Source organism: Synechococcus sp. WC101, from assembly GCF_047461555.1.
GTDB lineage: Bacteria > Cyanobacteriota > Cyanobacteriia > Thermostichales > Thermostichaceae > Thermostichus.
Genome location: NZ_JANSHG010000029.1, coordinates 1 through 19,201, shown reverse-complemented (window position 1 = coordinate 19,201; position 19,201 = coordinate 1). Strand labels below are relative to the sequence as shown.

The 19,201-nt window shown below is 60.3% G+C and carries 16 protein-coding genes; 8 read left to right on the top strand and 8 right to left on the bottom strand.

Translation table 11 applies throughout. The annotated features are described in order from the left end of the window. Positions 1 to 1,588, bottom strand: a 1,588-nt coding sequence (gene dnaE, locus NW809_RS03545) for a DNA polymerase III subunit alpha (protein ID WP_414401536.1), incomplete at its 3' end; no start/stop codon positions are given. Positions 1,589 to 1,706: 118 nt separating this feature from the next. Here dnaE and selD point away from each other — a divergent pair. From selD to NW809_RS03530, 3 genes are all read left to right on the top strand, one after another. Then, positions 1,707 to 2,765, top strand: coding sequence for a selenide, water dikinase SelD (gene selD / locus NW809_RS03540; RefSeq protein WP_099812628.1), 1,059 nt, complete (start codon positions 1,707 to 1,709; stop codon positions 2,763 to 2,765). Positions 2,766 to 2,877: 112 nt separating this feature from the next. Beyond that, positions 2,878 to 3,378 carry a hypothetical protein gene (locus NW809_RS03535; protein ID WP_414401535.1) on the top strand — a complete coding sequence of 167 codons (501 nt, stop codon included), beginning with the start codon at positions 2,878 to 2,880 and terminating at the stop codon, positions 3,376 to 3,378. Between the two features lie 165 nt (positions 3,379 to 3,543). Next, on the top strand, positions 3,544 to 4,656 hold the full coding sequence (locus NW809_RS03530; RefSeq protein WP_011428975.1) for an ABC transporter permease: 1,113 nt from the start codon (positions 3,544 to 3,546) through the stop codon (positions 4,654 to 4,656). A 54-nt stretch (positions 4,657 to 4,710) separates the two neighbouring features. Here the strand turns inward: NW809_RS03530 and NW809_RS03525 are convergent, their stop codons facing one another. After that, the gene (locus tag NW809_RS03525) at positions 4,711 to 5,640 is read right to left on the bottom strand and encodes a hypothetical protein (protein ID WP_414401534.1); all 930 of its coding nucleotides are present in this window, start codon (positions 5,638 to 5,640) and stop codon (positions 4,711 to 4,713) included. A gap of 337 nt (positions 5,641 to 5,977) precedes the next feature. Between NW809_RS03525 and NW809_RS03520 the strand changes: the two genes are divergently transcribed. Next, the gene (locus NW809_RS03520; protein ID WP_011428973.1) at positions 5,978 to 6,535 is read left to right on the top strand and encodes a hypothetical protein; all 558 of its coding nucleotides are present in this window, start codon (positions 5,978 to 5,980) and stop codon (positions 6,533 to 6,535) included. A 183-nt stretch (positions 6,536 to 6,718) separates the two neighbouring features. Here the strand turns inward: NW809_RS03520 and NW809_RS03515 are convergent, their stop codons facing one another. Continuing rightward, positions 6,719 to 7,525 (bottom strand): hypothetical protein, encoded by an 807-nt coding sequence (locus NW809_RS03515; RefSeq protein WP_099813288.1) that lies wholly within the window; start codon positions 7,523 to 7,525, stop codon positions 6,719 to 6,721. A gap of 304 nt (positions 7,526 to 7,829) precedes the next feature. On the opposite strand from NW809_RS03515, the gene NW809_RS03510 reads away from it, so the two are divergent. Together NW809_RS03510 and mnmA are read left to right on the top strand one after the other, a co-directional pair. After that, the gene (locus NW809_RS03510; RefSeq protein WP_099884399.1) at positions 7,830 to 8,567 is read left to right on the top strand and encodes a HEAT repeat domain-containing protein; all 738 of its coding nucleotides are present in this window, start codon (positions 7,830 to 7,832) and stop codon (positions 8,565 to 8,567) included. A gap of 98 nt (positions 8,568 to 8,665) precedes the next feature. Then, positions 8,666 to 9,778, top strand: coding sequence for a tRNA 2-thiouridine(34) synthase MnmA (mnmA, locus tag NW809_RS03505; protein ID WP_099813289.1), 1,113 nt, complete (start codon positions 8,666 to 8,668; stop codon positions 9,776 to 9,778). A gap of 58 nt (positions 9,779 to 9,836) precedes the next feature. Here mnmA and NW809_RS03500 read toward each other — a convergent pair whose 3' ends face one another. From NW809_RS03500 to NW809_RS03485, 4 genes are all read right to left on the bottom strand, one after another. Continuing rightward, complete coding sequence (locus NW809_RS03500) at positions 9,837 to 10,697, bottom strand: glycerophosphoryl diester phosphodiesterase membrane domain-containing protein (protein ID WP_414401533.1); 861 nt, start codon at positions 10,695 to 10,697, stop codon at positions 9,837 to 9,839. A gap of 70 nt (positions 10,698 to 10,767) precedes the next feature. After that, entirely contained in the window at positions 10,768 to 11,505 is a 738-nt protein-coding gene (locus NW809_RS03495) for a glycerophosphoryl diester phosphodiesterase membrane domain-containing protein (RefSeq protein WP_414401532.1), read from the bottom strand. A gap of 86 nt (positions 11,506 to 11,591) precedes the next feature. Then, positions 11,592 to 12,890, bottom strand: coding sequence for an FAD-dependent oxidoreductase (locus tag NW809_RS03490; RefSeq protein ID WP_414401531.1), 1,299 nt, complete (start codon positions 12,888 to 12,890; stop codon positions 11,592 to 11,594). Between the two features lie 49 nt (positions 12,891 to 12,939). Continuing rightward, the gene (locus tag NW809_RS03485) at positions 12,940 to 15,048 is read right to left on the bottom strand and encodes a WD40 repeat domain-containing serine/threonine-protein kinase (RefSeq protein ID WP_011428966.1); all 2,109 of its coding nucleotides are present in this window, start codon (positions 15,046 to 15,048) and stop codon (positions 12,940 to 12,942) included. Positions 15,049 to 15,397: 349 nt separating this feature from the next. On the opposite strand from NW809_RS03485, the gene NW809_RS03480 reads away from it, so the two are divergent. After that, positions 15,398 to 15,751, top strand: a complete 354-nt coding sequence (locus tag NW809_RS03480; RefSeq protein WP_071813485.1) for a DUF6464 family protein — start codon at positions 15,398 to 15,400, stop codon at positions 15,749 to 15,751. On the opposite strand, the gene NW809_RS03475 is transcribed toward NW809_RS03480, so the two are convergent. Further along, positions 15,748 to 17,202, bottom strand: coding sequence for a BCD family MFS transporter (locus NW809_RS03475; protein WP_414401530.1), 1,455 nt, complete (start codon positions 17,200 to 17,202; stop codon positions 15,748 to 15,750). The two genes, NW809_RS03480 and NW809_RS03475, sit on opposite strands and share 4 nt — an antisense overlap. A 382-nt stretch (positions 17,203 to 17,584) precedes the next feature. Between NW809_RS03475 and NW809_RS03470 the strand changes: the two genes are divergently transcribed. Beyond that, a complete protein-coding gene (locus NW809_RS03470) occupies positions 17,585 to 19,051 on the top strand; it encodes a hypothetical protein (RefSeq protein ID WP_011428963.1) in 1,467 nt (488 codons plus the stop codon). Positions 19,052 to 19,201 lie beyond the last annotated feature (150 nt).

Below are 19,201 nucleotides of genomic sequence, written 5' to 3'. Positions count from 1 at the left end.
AGATGACCACGCCGGCAGCGTGAACCCCAAAGGTTTTGTTGGTGCCTTCCAACAGGCGGGCCAGCTCGATCCAGCGGTGAGTGGTTGGGTCTTTCTCGTATTTTTCTTTGAACTCTGGAGCCGGCGTGTTCTCGCCGATCATCTCCTCCAATTTTGCCGGTTTGCCCCGCGAGACCGGGATCAGCTTTGCCATTTTGTCGGCTTCGGCATAGGGAATATCCAGCACCCGACCGACATCTTTGAGAATGGCCTTAGAAGTCATGCGGTTGAAGGTGATGATCTGGGCCACTCGCTCCTGGCCGTATTTGCGGGTTACATAGTCGATCAGCTCTCCCCGCCGCTCGATACAGAAATCGGTATCGATATCCGGCATCGATTGCCGTTCTGGGTTGAGAAAGCGCTCGAAGAGCAAGCCATATTTGACGGGATCGATGTTGGTAATCTGCAAAGCATAGGCCACCAGGGATCCGGCTGCCGAACCGCGGCCCGGGCCCACCGGGATCCCGTGTTCGCGAGCATAGCGAACGTAGTCCCAGACCACCAGGAAATAGCTGGAGAAGCCCTTTTGTTGGATGATATTCAGCTCAAAGCGCAGGCGCTCCTGATAGTTTTCCGGAATCTGATCTGGATAGGCGACGCCGCAGCGTTTCGCCAGGCCCTGCCAGGCCAATTCGGTGAGATAGCTATCGGCAGAATGGCCCGGCGGAACCGGATAGTCGGGCATGCGCGTTTCCCCAAATAGGTCATAGCCCTCGATCTTTTCCAGCACCTTGAGAGTGTTGGCAATGGCTTCGTCGATCACCTCCTGCTCCAGGTGATCGCGGCAGAGGCGGCGCATCTCCTCCGGGCTTTTCAAGTACTCTGTGCCGCTGTAGCGAAGGCGGTTTTTTTCGGTGAGGGATTTGCCTGTTTGGATGCAGAGCAAAGCATCATGAGCCTCCACATCCCAACAGGAGATGAAGTGGCTATCGTTGGTGAGGATGATCGGGATCCCTAATTCGCGAGCAATGCGCACCAATTGCACATTGACAAAGCGGTCTTCTCGATAGCCGTGATCCTGAATCTCGATGTAGTAATCATCTCCAAACTGTTCCTGATACCAGGCGGCAACTTGGCGGGCAATTTCTGGCCGCCCCTGCAAAATGGCCTGGGGCACCTCCCCGGCCAGGCAGCCGCTGGTAACGATCAACCCCTCTTTGTATTGCGCCAAATACTCTTTGTTGATACAGGGCCGAGCGAAGATCCCCTTGCCTTGAACGCCTTGGAGATGGGAAATGGTGGTCAGCTTGACCAAGTTTTTGTAGCCCTGGGTATTTTTGGCCAAAACCACTTGGTGATACTTGGGGTACTTGCGGCTTTTGTCTCGAATATCGCCGTTGATAACATACATCTCATTGCCGATGATCGGCTTGATCCCTTTGCTTTTACACAGTTTCACCAGCTCGATGGCCCCGTACATAACGCCGTGATCCGTCAGGGCCAGCCCCGGCAAACCCATCGCCACCACCTGCTCAATCAGAAGCGGCAATTGGCTGGCGCCATCCAAGAGGCTGTACTCGCTGTGCAAGTGCAAGGGAACAAAGGCCATGGCAAGGCTACAGATAGAAGGATCTTTCTTACCTTAACTCGGTGTGCCCATTTCCCGGCTGCCTGCAGGTATGGCTACAGTGAGATCAATCAAGCTTGTGTTTTCTCCTTTTGCCTAAATGGACACTCCCCTTCGCCTCACCCAGTACTCCCACGGCGGCGGCTGCGGCTGTAAAATCGCCCCGGCGCTGCTGCAGCAGATTCTCAAAGAGCTGCCCCTTTTCTGGTCGGATCCGGCGCTGCTGGTGGGATCCGAGACCAGCGACGATGCTGCCGTCTACCAACTCAACGACGAGCAGGCCCTGATCCTGACCACCGACTTTTTCATGCCCATTGTGGACGATCCGGTGGATTTTGGCCGCATCGCCGCCGCCAACGCCCTTTCCGATGTTTACGCGATGGGGGGCACGCCCATTCTCGCCCTGGCCATTTTGGGCATGCCGGTCGACAGGTTGCCCCTGTCGGCCATTCGGGAGATCATGGCCGGGGGAATCAAGGTCTGTCAGGAAGCCGGGATCCCTTTGGCCGGGGGGCACTCCATCGATTCGCCCGAGCCCATCTTCGGCCTGGTGGCGGCAGGGCTGGCCCACCCGCAGCACATCCGCCGCAACGCCACCGCCCGGCCCGGCGACGATCTCATCCTCACCAAGCCGCTGGGGATCGGGGTGATGACCACCGCCCTGAAAAAGGGCCAGCTCAGCGCGGCAGGCTACGCGGAAGTTTTGCAGGTGATGACTCAGCTCAACCGCATCGGCCCGCAACTGGCCCAGCGAGCCCAGGTTCGCGCCCTAACCGATGTAACGGGGTTTGGTCTTTTGGGACATCTGCTGGAAGTCTGCCGGGGCTCGGGGGTGAGCGCCGAGCTGGATTTGGCTGCCATTCCGTTTTTGACCGAAGCGCTCTCCTTAGCTGAAGCTGGGATCTTCCCCGGCGCAGCCCGGCGCAACTGGCAGGGCTATGAGGGAGTAGAGGCCAACTCTCTGCCGGAGTGGCAGCAGTTGCTCTTGTCGGATCCGCAAACCAGCGGCGGCTTGCTGGTGGCGGTGGATCCCGCCTACACCGCAGAGCTTTTGCAAGAGCTCCACAGCGCCGGCTACTCTTACGCCCGTCGCATTGGCCGCTGCCAGGCCGGCGAAGGGATCGCCATCCGGGTTGTCGGCGAGATGCCGGTAGCTTGAGTGAAGCCTATATTCGGCCCTCTCCTGCCAATATGAAGATTCGGTCAAGCAGAGCTGCGAAAGTTGAAGATCTCATGTAAGGGTAAGGGGAGCTGAGATATCTTAAAGGGGTATGAACGAGCCCTCTCCCAACAGCCATAGCCTGGTTCAGTGGGTTGAGCCAGGTCAACTGATTCGCAGCCTCAGCAGTGGCCAATTGCTGATGGTGGATCCACAGCGGCCCAACGCCCTGATCATCTGCAAGACGTTTCATGCCGAGTTTGCCGGGCCGGGGGCTGCGGTCGGGGGGCCCTTGGATGTGGATTCGAGCGGCGTGCTCCCCATTGGGGATGTGGCTCTGTTGCATCCCCAGGGCTATCAAGAGCGGCAAAATGCCTATGCCAAGCGGCTGCACTGGATGCGCTGGCTGCAGCAGATCACCGATAATCCTCTGCCGGCCCAGCGGGCGCGGGTGCTGCTTTTTAGTTTGGAGGAATTTTTCTCTGCCGATTTGGTCAGCCAGTTGCCGGATGACATTTTGGCGCGGCTGGTCGGGGTGCTGCCGCAGACAATCGCCGCAGCTCGGATGGAAATGATGCCCCTCTACAGCCCCAGCTATTCCCTGGCCGACTGAGCCGTCTTGGGGAAGAAGGGAGAGGGGAGCCTGAGTTGGGGCTGTTCGGGATCGGAGTAAGAGACCTAGACTACAGAAATCGGGCCTTCTGGCTCTCTGGATTTGATTGGAAAATAAGCGCGGTATCGCTACCCTGAAAGCTCGCCCAACCGGGATCCTGGCCTCATGCAGTGGTGGAAACGGCTTCGCCAAAATCGCTGGGCTCAAGCAGGAGCCTACATCCTCCTCGTTTTCTATACTTGCGCCATTTTTGCCGAGTTTGTCGCCCCCTACAGCCCGCTGGAATCGCAGCCGGGGGGATCCCTTCTGCCCCCCACCGCCATTCACTTTTGGGACGAGTCGGGGGCTTGGCTGGGACCCCACGTTTATCCAACTCGCCAGGGGCCGGTGGATCTGGAAACGGGCGAACGTCCGCTTTTGGTGGATACCAGCCGTCCCGCCGGGATCCGCCTGTTTGTGGCCGGCACCCCTTACCGTTGGTTGGGTTTGATCCCCTGGGATCGACACCTATTCGGCACTGTCCCTCTGCGGACGGAGGAAGGGCTGCCCGTAGCGCGGCTACACCTGCTGGGCACGGACGATCAAGGTCGCGACTACTTCAGCCGTCTGGTCTACGGTGGGCGCGTCAGCCTGTTCGTTGGCCTGGTGGGCATCGGCATCTCTTTTCCCATCGGTCTGCTGGTGGGGGCCATATCCGGCTACTTCGGCGGCTGGGTGGATACGCTGCTGATGCGGCTGACTGAGGTGTTGATGTCGATCCCGACGCTGTATTTGCTGGTGTCGTTGGCGGCGGTGTTGCAGGTGAACCCGCTGACCGGTGTGCCCTTCAGCAATGCCGAGCGCTTTTTGGTGATTGTGGCCATCCTCTCTTTGGTGGGTTGGGCGGGCTTGGCCAGGGTGATTCGGGGGCAGGTGCTGTCCTTGCGGGAGCGAGACTTTGTGCAGGCGGCACGGGTGGCCGGGGCCGGATCCCTGTATCTGCTGGTGCGCCATATCCTGCCCCAGACCACCACCTACGTGGTGATCTCGGCAACCTTGGCGGTGCCCGGCTATATCGTGGCAGAGTCGGTGCTGAGCTTGATCGGCCTGGGGATCCAACAGCCGGATGCCTCGTGGGGGAACATGCTGTCGCTGGCCACCAACGCTTCGGTAATCATTCTGCAGCCCTGGCTGGTGCTGGCCCCCACCCTGATGGTGGTGCTCACCTCCCTGTCTTTTAACTTGCTGGGAGATGGCCTGCGAGATGCCCTCGACCCGCGGGATCCTGATCCTCGCTGAGGAGAAGTTGCTTCCTGGTTTGCCGGCTGTAGAGGCAATGGGGCGGCCTGCCGTTCACCGTTTCCCGTCGGGATAGAGCCGGTTGAGCCCCTTGCGAGCCTTGGCATGGACGTCCAGGGTGGTATCCATCTTCAGGATCTGGCGGTAGACTTGCTCGGCCCGGGCGATTTCCCCCTCCTGCTCCAACTTCTCGGCCAGCTTGAGCAAACTTTGGGCCGAGGGATCCGCCAAAGAGCCCTGCTCCTGCAGTTGCCGCAGCTCTTCCAGGCGCTCTTGCACCATCGGTCGCAACAGCCAGGAATCGTCCAGATCCAACACTTCTCGGTAGTAGCGCTGGGCCTCTTTGAAGTTCTTTTGCTCGTCGTAGGCTTCCGCCAGTTGCAAAGCCAGCTCCGCCGTGGGCCGATCCTTAAACTGGCGATGCAGTTGGTTCAGCCGCCGCAGGAAGGGGGATCCCTGCTGCGGGTTTTTCAAATCCGGCGCGTGTTGAACCGGCAAATAGTTACTCCTCTCCGCCGATTGTTGAGGGGAAGGGGCAGGCTCCGCGGCCTGAGGTCGAAGGGGCGTTTGCCGGCTGATGCTTTTGGGGTCAATGGGGGTGGGCTTGTAAACCCAAACCGGCTGATCCGAAGAGGATGCCGGTGGGGTTGGGTGTGGGATCGGCTGGGGCAAGGGAATGGTCTTGCGATCCGGTGGTTCAGGAGGTGGCTGCTTCAGTTCTTCAGGGGTGCCGGGAGGTTTGGGGGCCTGAAATTGAATCGCTTTGGGAGTCTCCCTGCGCTCTTGGGCCAATTCTCGGTACAGAGCGGCCAATTGCAGGTACCCCGCTTCTTCGTAGGCGGTGGCCAGCCAACGAGCATTCTCTGGGCTGGGATCTGCACGGTAAGCCCGCCGCAGCAACTGCAAAGCAGTGCCATAATTGCGCTCTCGAATGGCTGCCCGTCCCAAACTCGCTGAGCTGACCCCGATGGTATCGCTGGCCATAGTCCCCCATCTGTCTTGGCGCCGACAATAGAGCTAAGAGTCAAGGCTGAGCTGCTGATAATTCATGTTTTCCAAGCCAGCCACGTGGGTTGACGCTTGCTTAATATAACTGGATTCCTTGGCCATAGCATACCCTCACCAGCCGGGATGTTATCTGCTCGGACAGCTCCCTCTTGTTGAGATCTCTCGCTTTATATCAATTCAATGTCGATATTGAGGGTGGGATTGGATTGAGATCTGGATGCCAAGTTAACTTTCGGGCTAACTTGTAGTCAGAGCTTCAGCAGCAACAGGTTCTGACGCCAACATGATCCAAGACTTTCGAGAGCGGTACCCTATGGGCAGTTTGCTCACCGATCTGTTGCGGGTGGAAGAAGGGATCTACATCGTCAAAGCCCAGGTGGTGGTCAACAACACGGTTCTGGGCAGTGGTATTGCCGGCTCCAACACAGTAGAAGAAGCAGAAGATGCTGCGCTGAAGCGCGCTTTAAACCACGCAGGATTCGGTCATTCCACAACTTCCCTGAGCTTGGGGGTGGATTCTGCTGCCGCCAGGATGCCCTACCTGCCCACTCCTGACTTGGCCAATGGGCGCACCCACTCTTCTGCTGCCCCTCAAGCTCCTGAGTCGATAGGGATCCCGGCGAAGCCGACTTCCCCAGAGTTGCCCAATCTGAGCGAGCCAGGGGCCTATGGAGATGATTTATCCGACATCATTGCTCAAACAGATGTCGAGATGCAGCGTATTGGCTGGGGCCGCAAGGAAGGACAAGAGTTCTTGGAGCGTCGCTTCCAAAAAAAGTCGCGCCACCAACTAAATGAGGCCGAACTGCGGGAGTTCTTGCGCTATTTAAAACAGCAGCCGTCCCGCCTCAACAGCGAGCCCCGTTTTTGACTTTTCCAGACTCCCTCGCTCCCGGCCCCTCTCCCAGAGGGAGTCCCCCCTCACCCCCAGCCCCTCTCCCAGAGGGAGAGGGGAGTTAGACTTGACCTTGGAAAAATCCCTTGCCCAAAGACAGGAGACTGCATCAAACCGCCAGTCTCTCTGGTGTCTCGTTGTGTTCTGGAATAGCCACGGCTAGGGCGCACCCACGATCACAGTGGTGTCTTGCATTGTCTTCACGACGGTCTCGCCTCCTTCCGAGAGCACAACCCGTCGCTCCGGCACCGACACTCCGGCCACCCTGGCAGTTTGGTAGTTTTGCCCGGCCTGCACCACAGAAGGAATGACGCCTGGGCCGGAAACCAAAGCAAAGGATTCGCCACCAATCTGGATCATCCCAGAAACCTGCACGCTGCGGGCAAAGGCCGCCGGGTCACGAGTGGGGGTCGGGAGCGGCGTGGTCACTGCTACGGGCACTTCGCCACCATTGCCGGGCGGCGGCAGCTCCGGCGGCGGAGGTAGAGGTGGCAGGTTAAGGGTTGGCTCAGGGGCACGCACGTTTTGGGGCACAAAGGGATCCGCCCGTCCCGCCCCACTCAAGGCCCGCTGGGTTTCCTGCTCTCGATCCACTGGCGGGATCAGGCTAGAGGCAGCTTGGGTAGCCTGCAGAAGGGAGGGCACCGGCGGCGGGGGTTGATCGGGGGCGGTCTGGCCAAAGCCGGCAGGCAAGTTCACCGTTTGTTGCCGGGCGAGAGCTTGCATCTGGCTGGCTCCGCGGGCCAAGGTGGCGCTCATATCCTGTTCCCAAGTCCCTGCAGCATTCAGCCGCATGATCACAGGGCTGGTTCCCCCCCGAGACTCCACCCAAATTTCCGCTTCTGTGTCGCTCAATCGCCGCGAGCTGAGGATCCGGGATCCCGGAGGCAAGAGGGGCCGAAGCGCCAGTTCGGCCTCAGGAACAGCCTGTTCGTTGGCCAGAGCCGGGAACCAACGGGGGGCCAAAAACGCAACGCCCCCTGCCAACAGCAGGCCGGCTACAAGAAAGCAGGACAATGGGCGAGCAGGCAGCGATTTCAGCATAGAGACCACCGGGAGAGAGCCTCGTATCCTCTCCACCAAAATATCCAAAATCTTCGTGATGGGGCCAAGTCAACCTGCTTTTCTCGACAACAGTGCTAGGATTTGTCGATCGAAACAGTGGCACCATGTCCCCAGAGATCCCGACCGGGCCAGACAAAGACGGCCTCTGTCCAAGCGCAGCCTCGTTTGCCATACTGAAGAAAGATTGTAAATATTTGTTAACGCCATGACTGTCTCTGCTTTGGATCCTGTCAACCCCGCTCGTCTGGAGGAGATTGCCGAGCGGCTGCGCAGCCCGCGCCCTGCGGATCGCATGGTGGCCTTGGCGCAATTGCGGGATGTGCCAGCAGAGCAGGCGGTGCCGCTGATTTTGCAGGTCATCGACGACGAAAACCTGCAGGTGCGCTCTTTTGCCGTGTTTGCCTTGGGGATCAAGCAGACGGACGCCTGTTTGCCCAAGCTGCTGGAGATTCTCACCCAAGACCCGGACTACGGCATTCGCGCCGATGCGGCAGGCGCCCTGGGCTACTTGGAAGATCCGCGGGCTTTTGAGGCGCTGGTGCGTGCTTTTTATGAAGATGTGGAGTGGCTGGTGCGCTTCAGCGCCGCCGTGGCCCTGGGCAACCTGAAGGATCCCCGAGCCTACGACGTATTGCTGCGGGCGTTGGAGGGGCCGGAAGAGCTGCTGCAGCAGGCGGCCATTGCTGCTCTGGGAGAACTGGGGGATCTGCGGGCGTTGGATCACATTCTGCGGTTTGCCCAGTCGGAAGATTGGCTGGTGCGGCAGCGGCTGGCCCAGGCCTTGGGAAATCTGCCTTCGCCCAAGAGCGTTTCCGCCCTCAACTATCTGGCCAAAGATCCCCACGATAGCGTTGCCGCGGCGGCTTTGGATTCGCTGCGGCGGCTGCGCCAAAGGGGCTTCCCGGAACCGGGATCCCGGCCAGCCGATTCAGAAGCAAGCTAAGCTGAAGATCTGGGTTCGGCCTGATGTAGGGACGGGGTTCTCGGAGGGCTCCGTCGAGGATTTGCCGGCCTTTGGTTTTCGTGATCCTCTGCTCTGCGATGGCTACCAGCCCCTATCCTCTCGTTGCTCCAGAAATAGCCGGCTCCCCCTCTCGGCCTCGCATTGTGGCGGCTCTCTCTGGGGGGGTAGACAGCTCCACGGTGGCGGCCATTCTCCACGAACAGGGCTATGCCGTGGAGGGGGTGACTCTCTGGCTGATGCGGGGGAAAGGCCAGTGCTGCACCGACGGCCTGGTGGACGCCGCCGCCATCTGTGAGCAATTGGGGATCCCCCACCATATTGTGGATAGCCGCGAGCTGTTCCAAGCCAACATTGTCGATTACCTGGTGGCCGGCTATGCGGACGGGATCACACCGCTGCCCTGCTCGCAATGCAACAAGCTGGTGAAGTTTGGTCCCTTGCTAACCTATGCCCGCGAGACCCTGGGTATCTCTCAGATTGCCACCGGCCACTACGCGCGGGTACGTTTCAACAGCGAGCTGGGGCGATATCAACTGCTGCGGGCGGTGGATCGGCAGAAGGATCAGTCTTATTTTCTCTACGACCTCAGCCAAGAGCACCTGGCCCACAGCCTCTTCCCCTTGGGCAACTACACCAAGGCCCAAACCCGCCAGATTGCCGCGCGCTACGGCTTGGTTACGGCAAATAAGCCCGAAAGCCAGGATCTGTGCTTGATCGAGACCTACGGCTCGATGCGCAACTTTTTGGATCAGCACCTGGGTCAAAGGCCGGGGGAAATTGTCGATACCCAGGGGCGCGTGCTGGGATCCCATCAGGGCATTCACCACTACACTGTTGGCCAGCGCAAGGGGCTGGGCATTGCCTCTTCCCGCCCGCTCTATGTAGTGCGCATCGATGCGGCCATGAACCGCGTGGTGGTGGGGGAACGGGAAGAAGCCACCCAAGCCGAGGCCTGGGTGCGGCAGGTGAACTGGGTCTCGACCCCTGCGCCGGACGAGCCCTTAGCGGTAGAAGTGCAGGTGCGCTACCGTACCCCCGCCGTGCCGGCCACCTTGATCCCGGAATCGCCGGAGCGGGTCAAGCTACGGTTTGCCGAGCCGCAATTTGGCGTCACCCCCGGCCAGGCCGCCGTCTGGTACCACGGGGATCTCCTGCTGGGGGGAGGGATCCTGGAGCGCCCTTCTCCCTAGGCCAACTGCAACTTCCCTCTCGCCAGGGGGGAAGGATTGGGGGTGAGGGCAAGCCAAACTACGCTGCTTGCGCTTGCAGCTGCTGCAGGGATCGGAACAGGAGCACCGTGTAGACATTGAAGATAGGCGTGACTGCCGTGAAAGCGGCAAACCCGACCACAACTTCTAAGAGAGCTACCACAGGCGCCCAAACCAGAAGCGCAAGTCCTATGATGTCGGTATTACCCCCAGTTACAACTGCAGCTAGGGTAGCTCCCAAGATCGCCACAACATAAGGCAAAAGCAGGATTGAGATGCCGAAGATCAAAACCACGACCAGGAATGCCCAAAACACCCCCCACCAACGGCCCCTGACCAGGTTCCAACTGTAGCCCAACCCTTCTGTGGCACCCTTGTCCTCCAGGGCAATTGCGCAGAGGGTGAAAGCTAGCCTTACCCGGCAATAGATGCCGGGAAACACAAACAGCTGCATCCCTAGTGAGGAAATCAGATTCACCAGGAGGCTGCCGAAGATGCCGGGAAACACAAACAGCTGCATCCCTAGCGAGGAAATCAGATTCACCAGGAGGCTGCCGAATATCAGAGGCACTGCCTTAGAGAAAGCCTGAGCCAAGCTATTGCCCAGCAAGGGAGTTCGCTGCTTCAAGTGCTGATCCACCAGCCAAAAGGCTGCTCCTGTCAAGATGGGCGCGCCGACTAGGACATAGGCCAGGAGGAGCAGGATCATCCCGAGGGAAGGTGAGGTCAGACCTACAACGAAGAACGCGATATGGCTAGAAGAAAATGAGGTCAGGATCAGCAGCGGCCAGTAGATGGGACCTACCAACTCAAACGACCGCCGCAAGAGCAGAATCGGGTTAAGGGTGGCGTTGTGCATGGCGGAGAGATCCTCCTGGGCGACCAAGTTCACCCCCTTCATACCACGGGATACTGGCAAACTGTTTCGGCTTGATCCCGGAACTCATCTGAAACAGGTGCAAAAGCTGAAGTTAGGAGGCTGCTTGCGCCTGCAACTGCTGCAGGGATCGGAACAGGAGCACTGTATAGATATTGAGGATAGGCGCAACTGCCGTGGCGGCAGCATTCCCAACCACAGTCACACTCACAACATTCACAACTTCCAAAATTTTCTCAGCAAAAGTCTCGTCATAAGACGAAATCTCACCCGAAATCACACCTACCGTGAAGGCAAAGATAAAATTCCCGGCCAGAAATGCCACAACCACCGTGAGGCCAAAGATAAGAAGTGCCCAAAACGCTCCCCACCAGCGGCCCTTGACGAGGCTCCAACTGTAGCCCAACCCTTCTGTGACTCCTTTGTCTTCCAAAACAATCGCGCAGAGAGCGAAAGCCAGCCTTACCCCCCAGTAGATGCCGGGAAGTACAAGCAGCGGCATCCCAAGCAAGACAATCAACACCAACAGGATGTTGGCGAATACCAGAGGTACTGCCTTCGAGGCAGCTCGGTCGAGGCTGTTGCCCAGTAGGGGAGCTTGCCCCTTCAGGTGCTGATCCACCAGCCACAAGGCTGCTCCTGTCAGGATGGGCATGCCGACTAGGATATAGGCGAAGCTAAAGATTCCCCCGAAAAGTGGGATCAGTTGCGCGATGATGGCAATGACGACAAAGCCAGGAGAGGCCAGGATCAGCAGCGGCCCATAGATGGGGCCTACGACTTCAAACGACTGCTGTAGAAGCGAAAACGGGTTCAGAGTAGCGTTTTGCATGGCAGAGGGATCCTCGTCGGCATCCAGTCCACCCCCTTCATACCACGGGATCCCGGCTTTGGTTCCGGGAGTAGAGTTAAGAAAGTCTACAAGGCCGATTTTTGCAGGATCCAGGCCGCTGCCTGTTCGCCGCTGCGCAGGGATCCCTCGATGCTGCTCTGGTGAGTGTACTCTCCAGCCCAGAGAAGGCCTGGCAGGCCGCTGTAGGTGAGAACCAAATGCTGCTGAAAGCCGGGCGGCTGCACAAACTGGGCAAAAGGGATCCGATACACCCGCAGCAGGCGCCATTGTTCCAAGGGGGCTTTGGGAAAATAGGTCTGCAGCTCGGCCCGGCAGGCTTGGGCCAGCTCTTCATCGCCCAGAGGGGGATTTCCCAGCACCGTCACCGAATAGAGGTGCTGGCCAGCAGGAGCCAGTGCCGGGCTGAGGTGGGTGAGCTGCACCCAGTGGTTGATCCAGCCTTGGCCGCCGGCGTTGAGGTACAGATAAGGGCCGCGAGTTAGGGAAAAGGGGGCGCAGAAGTAAAGGCAGGTCACCGCTCGTCCCTGGGTGGGGATGGGTACAGCGGCGTGGGGGCAGAGCTCCGCTTGCCAGGCCCGCGCTTGAGGAGCATCGGTGGCGCAGACCACCCACTCGGCAGGGATCTCCTCGCCGTCGGCGGTGCGGATCCCGCGCACTTTTCCCTCTTGGACCAGGATGCGCTCCACCGGGGTTTGGTAGCGGATCTGCTCTGGGGCAAGGTGGCCGGCCAGTTGGCGGGCCAGTTCTCCCATACCCAAGGCCGGGGTGACGATGGCTCCCTCGGCCATCATCTTGAAATAGAAGGCCAAGAGGCGGGCGCTGCTGGCCAGCTCCGGATCCAGAAGAATGCCGCGGAAAAAGGGGTAGAAAAAGTGCTGGCAGATCTTGGCGGAGAACCCGTACCTTTCCAGAAACTCCCGCACCGAACAATCGGATCCCCCCAGTCCTTCTTGGAAAACCTGCTCCGGGGTGCGCCGCGCCAGCTCTGCCCGCAACTGCAGCACCTTGAGCTTGTCGCCAAAGCTGGCCAAGGGGTTGAGCAGGGAAGGAAAGATACTGGACAGATCCCGCAGGGGATCTCCCAACAGCCAGCAGCGACCGGGTTGGGCCAACATGGCTCCCGGACGGTAGGGGCGGGGATCGAGCTGGCTCAGATCCAGATGCCGCCGCACCTGGGGATAGGCCGTAAACAGCACCTGAAAGCCGCGATCCAAACGAAAGTCTTCCACCGCGTCGGTGCGCACCCGCCCGCCGGGGCTGTCGCTTTTCTCTAGGACCAGAACATCCCTTTGGCCCGCTTGGGCCAGCACCTTGGCGCAGGTCAAGCCGGCCAGCCCCGCCCCGATAATGACTACTCTGCCCATGCTCTGCCGGGATCCCTCCTCCGTCGAGTATTCTACCTGGCTTGATTCCTCAAGGCTGAGTCCCCTTCTCCGCTTCAGAGGCGGGATGTTCTGGCCCCCAGATGCGAATGGCGCCATCGGCGCCGCCGCTGAGAAGGGTCTGACCATCGGGGCCGAACAGCAGAGCGCTCACCATCCAGGTCTGGCCGCCCAGAGTGCGCAACTCTTTGCCGCTGCGCAGATCCCAGAGTTTGATCTGCTGGGCGCGGTGATCGGTGCTGCTGGCCAGCAAGCGACCATCGGGGCTGAGGGCAAGGGTGGCCAAGCCGGATAAGGGCTGGGGCAGGGTGCGCTCCCGGGATCCCGTGCCCACGTTCCAGATCCAGATGCCGGAAGCGCTGGCGGCGAGCAAGTGGCGGCCATCGGGGCTGAGGAGCACCTGCTCGATGGGGTAGTCGGCTTCGAGGGTTTTCAGCAACGCTCCACTCCTGGGATCCCAGAGATAGACGGCGGGATTCCCATTGGCAGCCACCAGGATCCAGGGCGAGCTCCCTTCTTCCGCCAACCCAGAGGGAGCAAAGGCCACTGCCGTAATGCCTGCCCCTTGGGTAACCGGGTAGGCGGCGCTGTCGATGGTGCGCACCAACTGGCCGTCCTCGGCTTGCCAAAGGCGGATGGTGCGGTCGGCGCTGCCGCTGGCGATCCAACGGCCATCGGGGCTGATGGCGACGCTGTTGATCAAGTCGGTGTGTCCTTGCAATTGCAGCCGTGGCACCCCCTCCCCCGACCGCAGGGCGGGATCCCCTAGAGCAGCCAGATCCCAGACCCGCACCGTCTTGTCTGCCCCTCCACTCACCAAAAAGGTGCCATCCGGGCTGATGGCCAGCGTCTCAATCGAGCCTTCGTGGCCTGTCCAGCTCTGCAGTAGTTGGCCGGCCTGGGGATCCCAAAAGCGGATGACGCCGTCATCCCCCCCGGCAACCAGGAGATTTCCATCCGGGCTGATGGCCAGGGCGGTGATGGCGGCGGGACCTTCCAGCTTGGCCTTGAGCCGTAAGGACTTGGCCCAATCTGCCAAGTCGAGGGCAGGGCTTCCAGTCTTGGAGGGATTGGGCGGCTGCTCTGTGAAGCTGAAGCTGTTGGGCCCAGCGGATCCCAAATTTGCCATTGTTCCCGCGGGCGGGACAGAGTCCCTAGGCACAACTGCCTTCTCTCCCCACCGGCTAAGGTTGGCCGCCAGTTGCCAGGCAGCAACTCCGAACAAAACCAGCAAAGCCGCCAGGCTGCTCCCCGCCCAAAGCGGTGGGATCCAGAAACGCGCCCGCAACGATACGGGAGAGCGCGGCGGCGTAGTCGGCTCCTGCCAGGGATCGACGGCAACAGGGTCGGGCAAGATCTCAGCGCCGGGAGAGACACCTTCTGCCAGAGACAAAGCCTGCAAGGCAGCCAGAGCTGCCGCTGCCGAAGCAAAGCGCTGCCGCGGGTCGCAACCCACCAGGCCATCCAAAAAAGCGGCGAAAGGAGCGCTGGTAGGAGCCAGATCGTGCCAGCGCAGCTCTCCCGTCAACGGATCGCGAAACAGCTTGTGGGTCGGGATCCCTGAGAGGGCTTGCAAGGCGAGGAGGCCCAAGGCATCGAGGTCGCCGCCAGCAGAGGAAGCCTCCAATCCAGAACCGGCAGAGGCCATAGCTTGGCCCAAGCCCAATACCATCCAACGGCCATCGGACTGTCGGCAGAGCAAGCAAGAGGGCCGCAAATTGCCGTGGCTCACCCCCTCACCCTGCAGAAAGGCTAGAGTCTGCAACACATCTTGCAAAAAGGCCCGCACCTCCACCTCTGACCAAAGCTGCCCTTGCTCCGTGGTCTGGCGCAGGGCTTGTTCCAGTGTCTGCCCCTGGATCCACTCTTCCACCCAGTAAAAGCCCCCTTCCTCCTCAAAATAGGCCAGCAGGCGCGGGATAGCGTCATGGGATCCCAGGCGTTCCCGCAGCGCCATTGCCTGTTGAAATCGCTGCCGGGCAGCAGAGGGCTCTTCCCCCTTGGGAGAGCGAGGTTGCCAACGCCTGATCACCACCCAGCTCTGTTCGGGGCAATGGCCATCTTGGGCCAGGTAGGTTTGCCCGCTGGATCCCAGTTCTTCTAGGATCTGATAGCGGCCAGCCAAGGTTTGCCCTACCATAAGGACTCCGGTCGCTCCAGGCAGATGTGGCTCACCCGTGGCCTATCCTCGGCCAGGCTACCAATTTTTGCTTCTGACCCATCATGCCACAGTGAGAAAACAGGGTCTAAGGTAACCCCCTCGGCAAGAGATGAGGTTTCTGGCTACTCGAGGCGGGAGAGATGGAGGTGACCTCCTTTCGGAAGAAGGAGATCTAGATCAGGCGCGAGAACCTAGGACTCAACCCTCCCCCCCAATTGGCGGCCCGCCCAAGGAAAATCCTCTACACTAAATAGAGCGAGTACAGGCAAAACCGCGTCCATCCTATTGTTTGCCGGTCTGTTCTCCAGGCTGGCCTCCCTGGCACCTTATGTCTTCTGTCAACCCGGCCTTGCCCATTCAGTGGATCGATGCGGATTCGGGAGAGGTGGTGGAGGAATGCCCCTGGGAGAGCAGCCCCCATCCGGGTACCTACATCCAACTGGCCGAGCAGCACTACCTAATTTTGGAAAAGCGTCATTCCTACCAATTGCGGCAGGGCAAGTATCACCTCTGCGGCATCCGCGCCCTCATTCGCCCGGTGAGCCCACCTCCCGAAGCAGGCCAGTTTCTGGGGGATCCCTCCTGCCGCTTCAACGCCCGCTCGCCCCTGTTGCGCTGCGCCGTCAACCCCAGCGGGCCCTGCCAGGGGTGTCGCCACTACGAGCCGGCCAAAGGGCGTTAGCTTTCCAGCTCCAGCGCCAGCACCTCGGTCAGGGCGCGGTTGGTGTTTTCCCGGAACTCGGCCACGCTCACCCGTCCCAGCAAGTACACCGCCAGCAGCATCACCGCCGCCTCCACCCCAAAGACGGTGGCATAGGCCAGCACCGAGGAAGTGGGGAAGAGGAGCCGCCCCAAATCCAGCAAGGCGCCGCCAATGAGGGTAGAAAGCGCCTGCGACATCGCCTGGGCCAGGCCCCAAGCCCCAATAAAGGTGCCGGCAGTCTCAGCCGCTGTCAAATCCAACATCAAGCTGATGGCGCCGTTGGTGGTGATCCCGGAAGCTAAGCCGAACAGGATCATGCACAGTTGCAGCAGCCGCGGCTCGCCCGTAAACCCTGAGGCAATGGTTAGGCCAAAAGAAAGGGCCACCAGCAAGCAGCCCAGGCGGGTGGTGGTCTGCTTGCCCAACTTGGGCACGATGAAAAATCCGGTCACCACAATTCCCGCCAAAATGCCCAGGCTCCAGAAAGCGTTGAGCTGGGTACTTTGGGATACGGTCATGCCGAACACCTCGCCGCCATAGGGCTCTAGAATCGGCTGCTGGATAAACAGGCCCATGGTCATCAGGGCCAAAAAGCCGAAGAAGATCACGGTTTGCCGGCTGGCGGTGAGCACCTTAATGGCCGTGCCCAGGGTGATCTGGTCTTCCCGACCCACCAAGGTGGAACGGGATCCGTAGCGAGAGTAGCGTTCTTCCACCCCCCAGGTGGCGATCACCCCCAGCAGGATCACCACGGCAGGGATGATGATGAAAAGGCGGTTGATCGTGCTCTGTAAGTTCTCGGCATCCAGGCCGCGCAGCAGCACCGCCGAGCCAATCGCCCCCCCGGCGATGCCCACCATCAGCATCGACCAGACGATCCCCACCAACTGGGAGCGGTTGTGCTCATCGGAAACATCCACCAGCAGCGCCGCAAAGGGCGTGGAGCAGGCGCTCAGACACAGCCCGTAGAGAGCAAACATCAAGGCAGCCAGAGCAATCCAGCCGTAGGTAGCCGGCGACCAGCCGCTGTTGGCAAAGCTCTGCCCCAAGCCACACACCACCTGCACCGCCAAGAAGATGCACAGGGCAAACAACACCGATCCCAGGCGCACATAGCCGCTGCGGTGCGTCCCCAACAAAGGCTTGGCATCGGAAAGCTGCCCAAACCAGACGCGGGCTGGAGACACCAACTGGTGCATGGCCAGGGATCCCCCCACCACCGTAGCCGGGATAGCCAGCAGCTCCGGGTCGATCATGACCCGGTTGAGCACCCCCAACGTCAGCAGCGACATCATCCCCAAGCCCATCTGAAATAGGCCCAGGCGAAACATAACCAGCAAAGGCAAGGGGGGCGCCGAAGGCTGAGGCTGTGAAGAAAGGGCGGTGGCCGCCGACCCGTTGACCTCAGGATCCCGCTGAATATTGGCCATGACCTGTGATGCTTCATGCAAAAGCCCTACAGCTTTTTATGGTAGCCCAGGCAGCCGGGGATCCCGGAAAAGGTATGGGATTGCCGAAAGCGAAACCGCCGCACCGGCTCTCGGTAACCGAGTTAGGGCCGGAGCATCGTTCCCTGCTAGCCTGTTGCCGCTGGTTTTGGCGGGAGCAAGTCGCAAAATCTTTCCGCGCCGGGGTTTCTCTACTACACTGACAACTGACCTGGTGCCAAGCGAAACGGGCCTTCCTGCCGCTGCGCTCGGCAAGTCAGCATTTGCAGACACAACAAACCCAATCTCGATCCTGTTTGAGACCGAGAAGCTCGTCCATAGCCAGCTTTTGCTCAAGTCGGCGAGGAATTTCTCCGGCAACCCTATGGCTGACGCAGTCCCAGTTCGGCGCTACGACCTGTTTGTGCAAGCCTCGCGGCTGCTGCAGCGTTACCGGCAGTTGACGCCGGAACTGCGTCCAATAGGAGTAGAAGTGGCCCTGGCCATCCAGTACCATCGCGCCCAGGCCGGCTCGGGATCTCTTCTGCCGGCGGTGGGATCCCCTCATGGCCTGCCTCTGCAGCAGGTGGCCCAGCGCATTTGCGACCCGTTTTACAGCAAAGTCCACCCCCTGCTGCCCACCCTGCCGGAGACGGGGGAGCCCTTGGTGTGGCCCCTGTTTAACCAAGGGGAAAACGGCCTTGTCCAACCCCTGGCGCCGAGCAAAGTGGGCGGCAAATTGGCGGAACGGCGCTGGCTTAAGGCTTGCAACAGCCAGGAGGGCATTGGTTGTCATGCTTTGGCCGCCCATCTGTGGCAGGACGAGCGTTTTCTGGCCGAAGACCGGGATCTCTGTCCTTTTCGCCTCTACGACGGGCGCTACCCCTTGAGCGTGGATCAGGGGCGGCAAACCTGTGGCTTCGACGACCACCCCTGTGGCTGGCAGGCGGGACACCCCAAAATGCTGCAGGTGGTGGGCAAGGGCAAACAGGCGGAGATTTTGCTCCCCCACTGGACTGACGCGATGTGGGCCATGCTGATCCCGCCCCATCGCCCCCTGCCCATCTATCCTCTGCTGGTGATGCTCTACTTTGGCCAGGAGACTCTGCAAAAGGGGCGCAGCAGCCTTTCGGTGGAGCAGTTTCGCCTGGATTTTCAGTTCAGCCACTCCCAACTCAAGCTGTTGTTTGACACCCACCCTGAGCACCCTCTCAATCGCCATCTGCTCGCCCTGGCTGCGCAGCCGGAGGTGGAGTGGGGATCCGCCGAGCTCCTGCCTCCTATGCCCCCCCTCTTGCATCACCCTGCTGGGGGCAAGGTGGTTTTGGATCCGGATGAGCCGCCCCAGTTTCGCAGCAGCGGGATCCCTGCCTGTGCCGGGACAGACCCGCTGATGGCAGAGCGCCGCCGTCGCCGTCAGTTGGAGCGCAGCGAACGCCACAACGAGATCTTGCACCACTTTCGCCGCTGGTTCCGCCTGGCTGGGCTGGAGGTGCGGGAAGACCAGCACACGTTTGACTTTCTGGCGGTGGCGGATGGACACCTGCTTTTGGCCGAGGTGAAATTGCTGCACCACAAAGATGCCGCAGAGGCGCTCCAGGAGGTGGTGGGGCAATTATTTTACTACGAGCGCTTTGCCCTCACCCCCTGGATCGAACAGGGCTTCTCCGTTCAGAAAGCCGCCGTTTTCGACGGGCCGCCGCCGGATCCCTACATTCGATTTCTGGAAGACCTGGGCATTGCCACCTACTGGATCAACGAGCAGCAGATGATCGACGGGCCGGAGAGCTCGCTGCGCCTGTTGCGCCAAATGGAGGTGCGGGTGCGGCCGGATCCGGAGTTGGGGGATTAGCCTCTTTTCCGGGCTCTGGCCTAATGGAGAGGGATTCTTAACCACCTCTTTACTCAGGTTCTCCCCTGAGGGTGGTACAGCCTGTTAAGGGCTCAAGGGGTACAATAGCAGCACTTAGCAAACCAACTTCGGAAGGAGGATGGATTGATC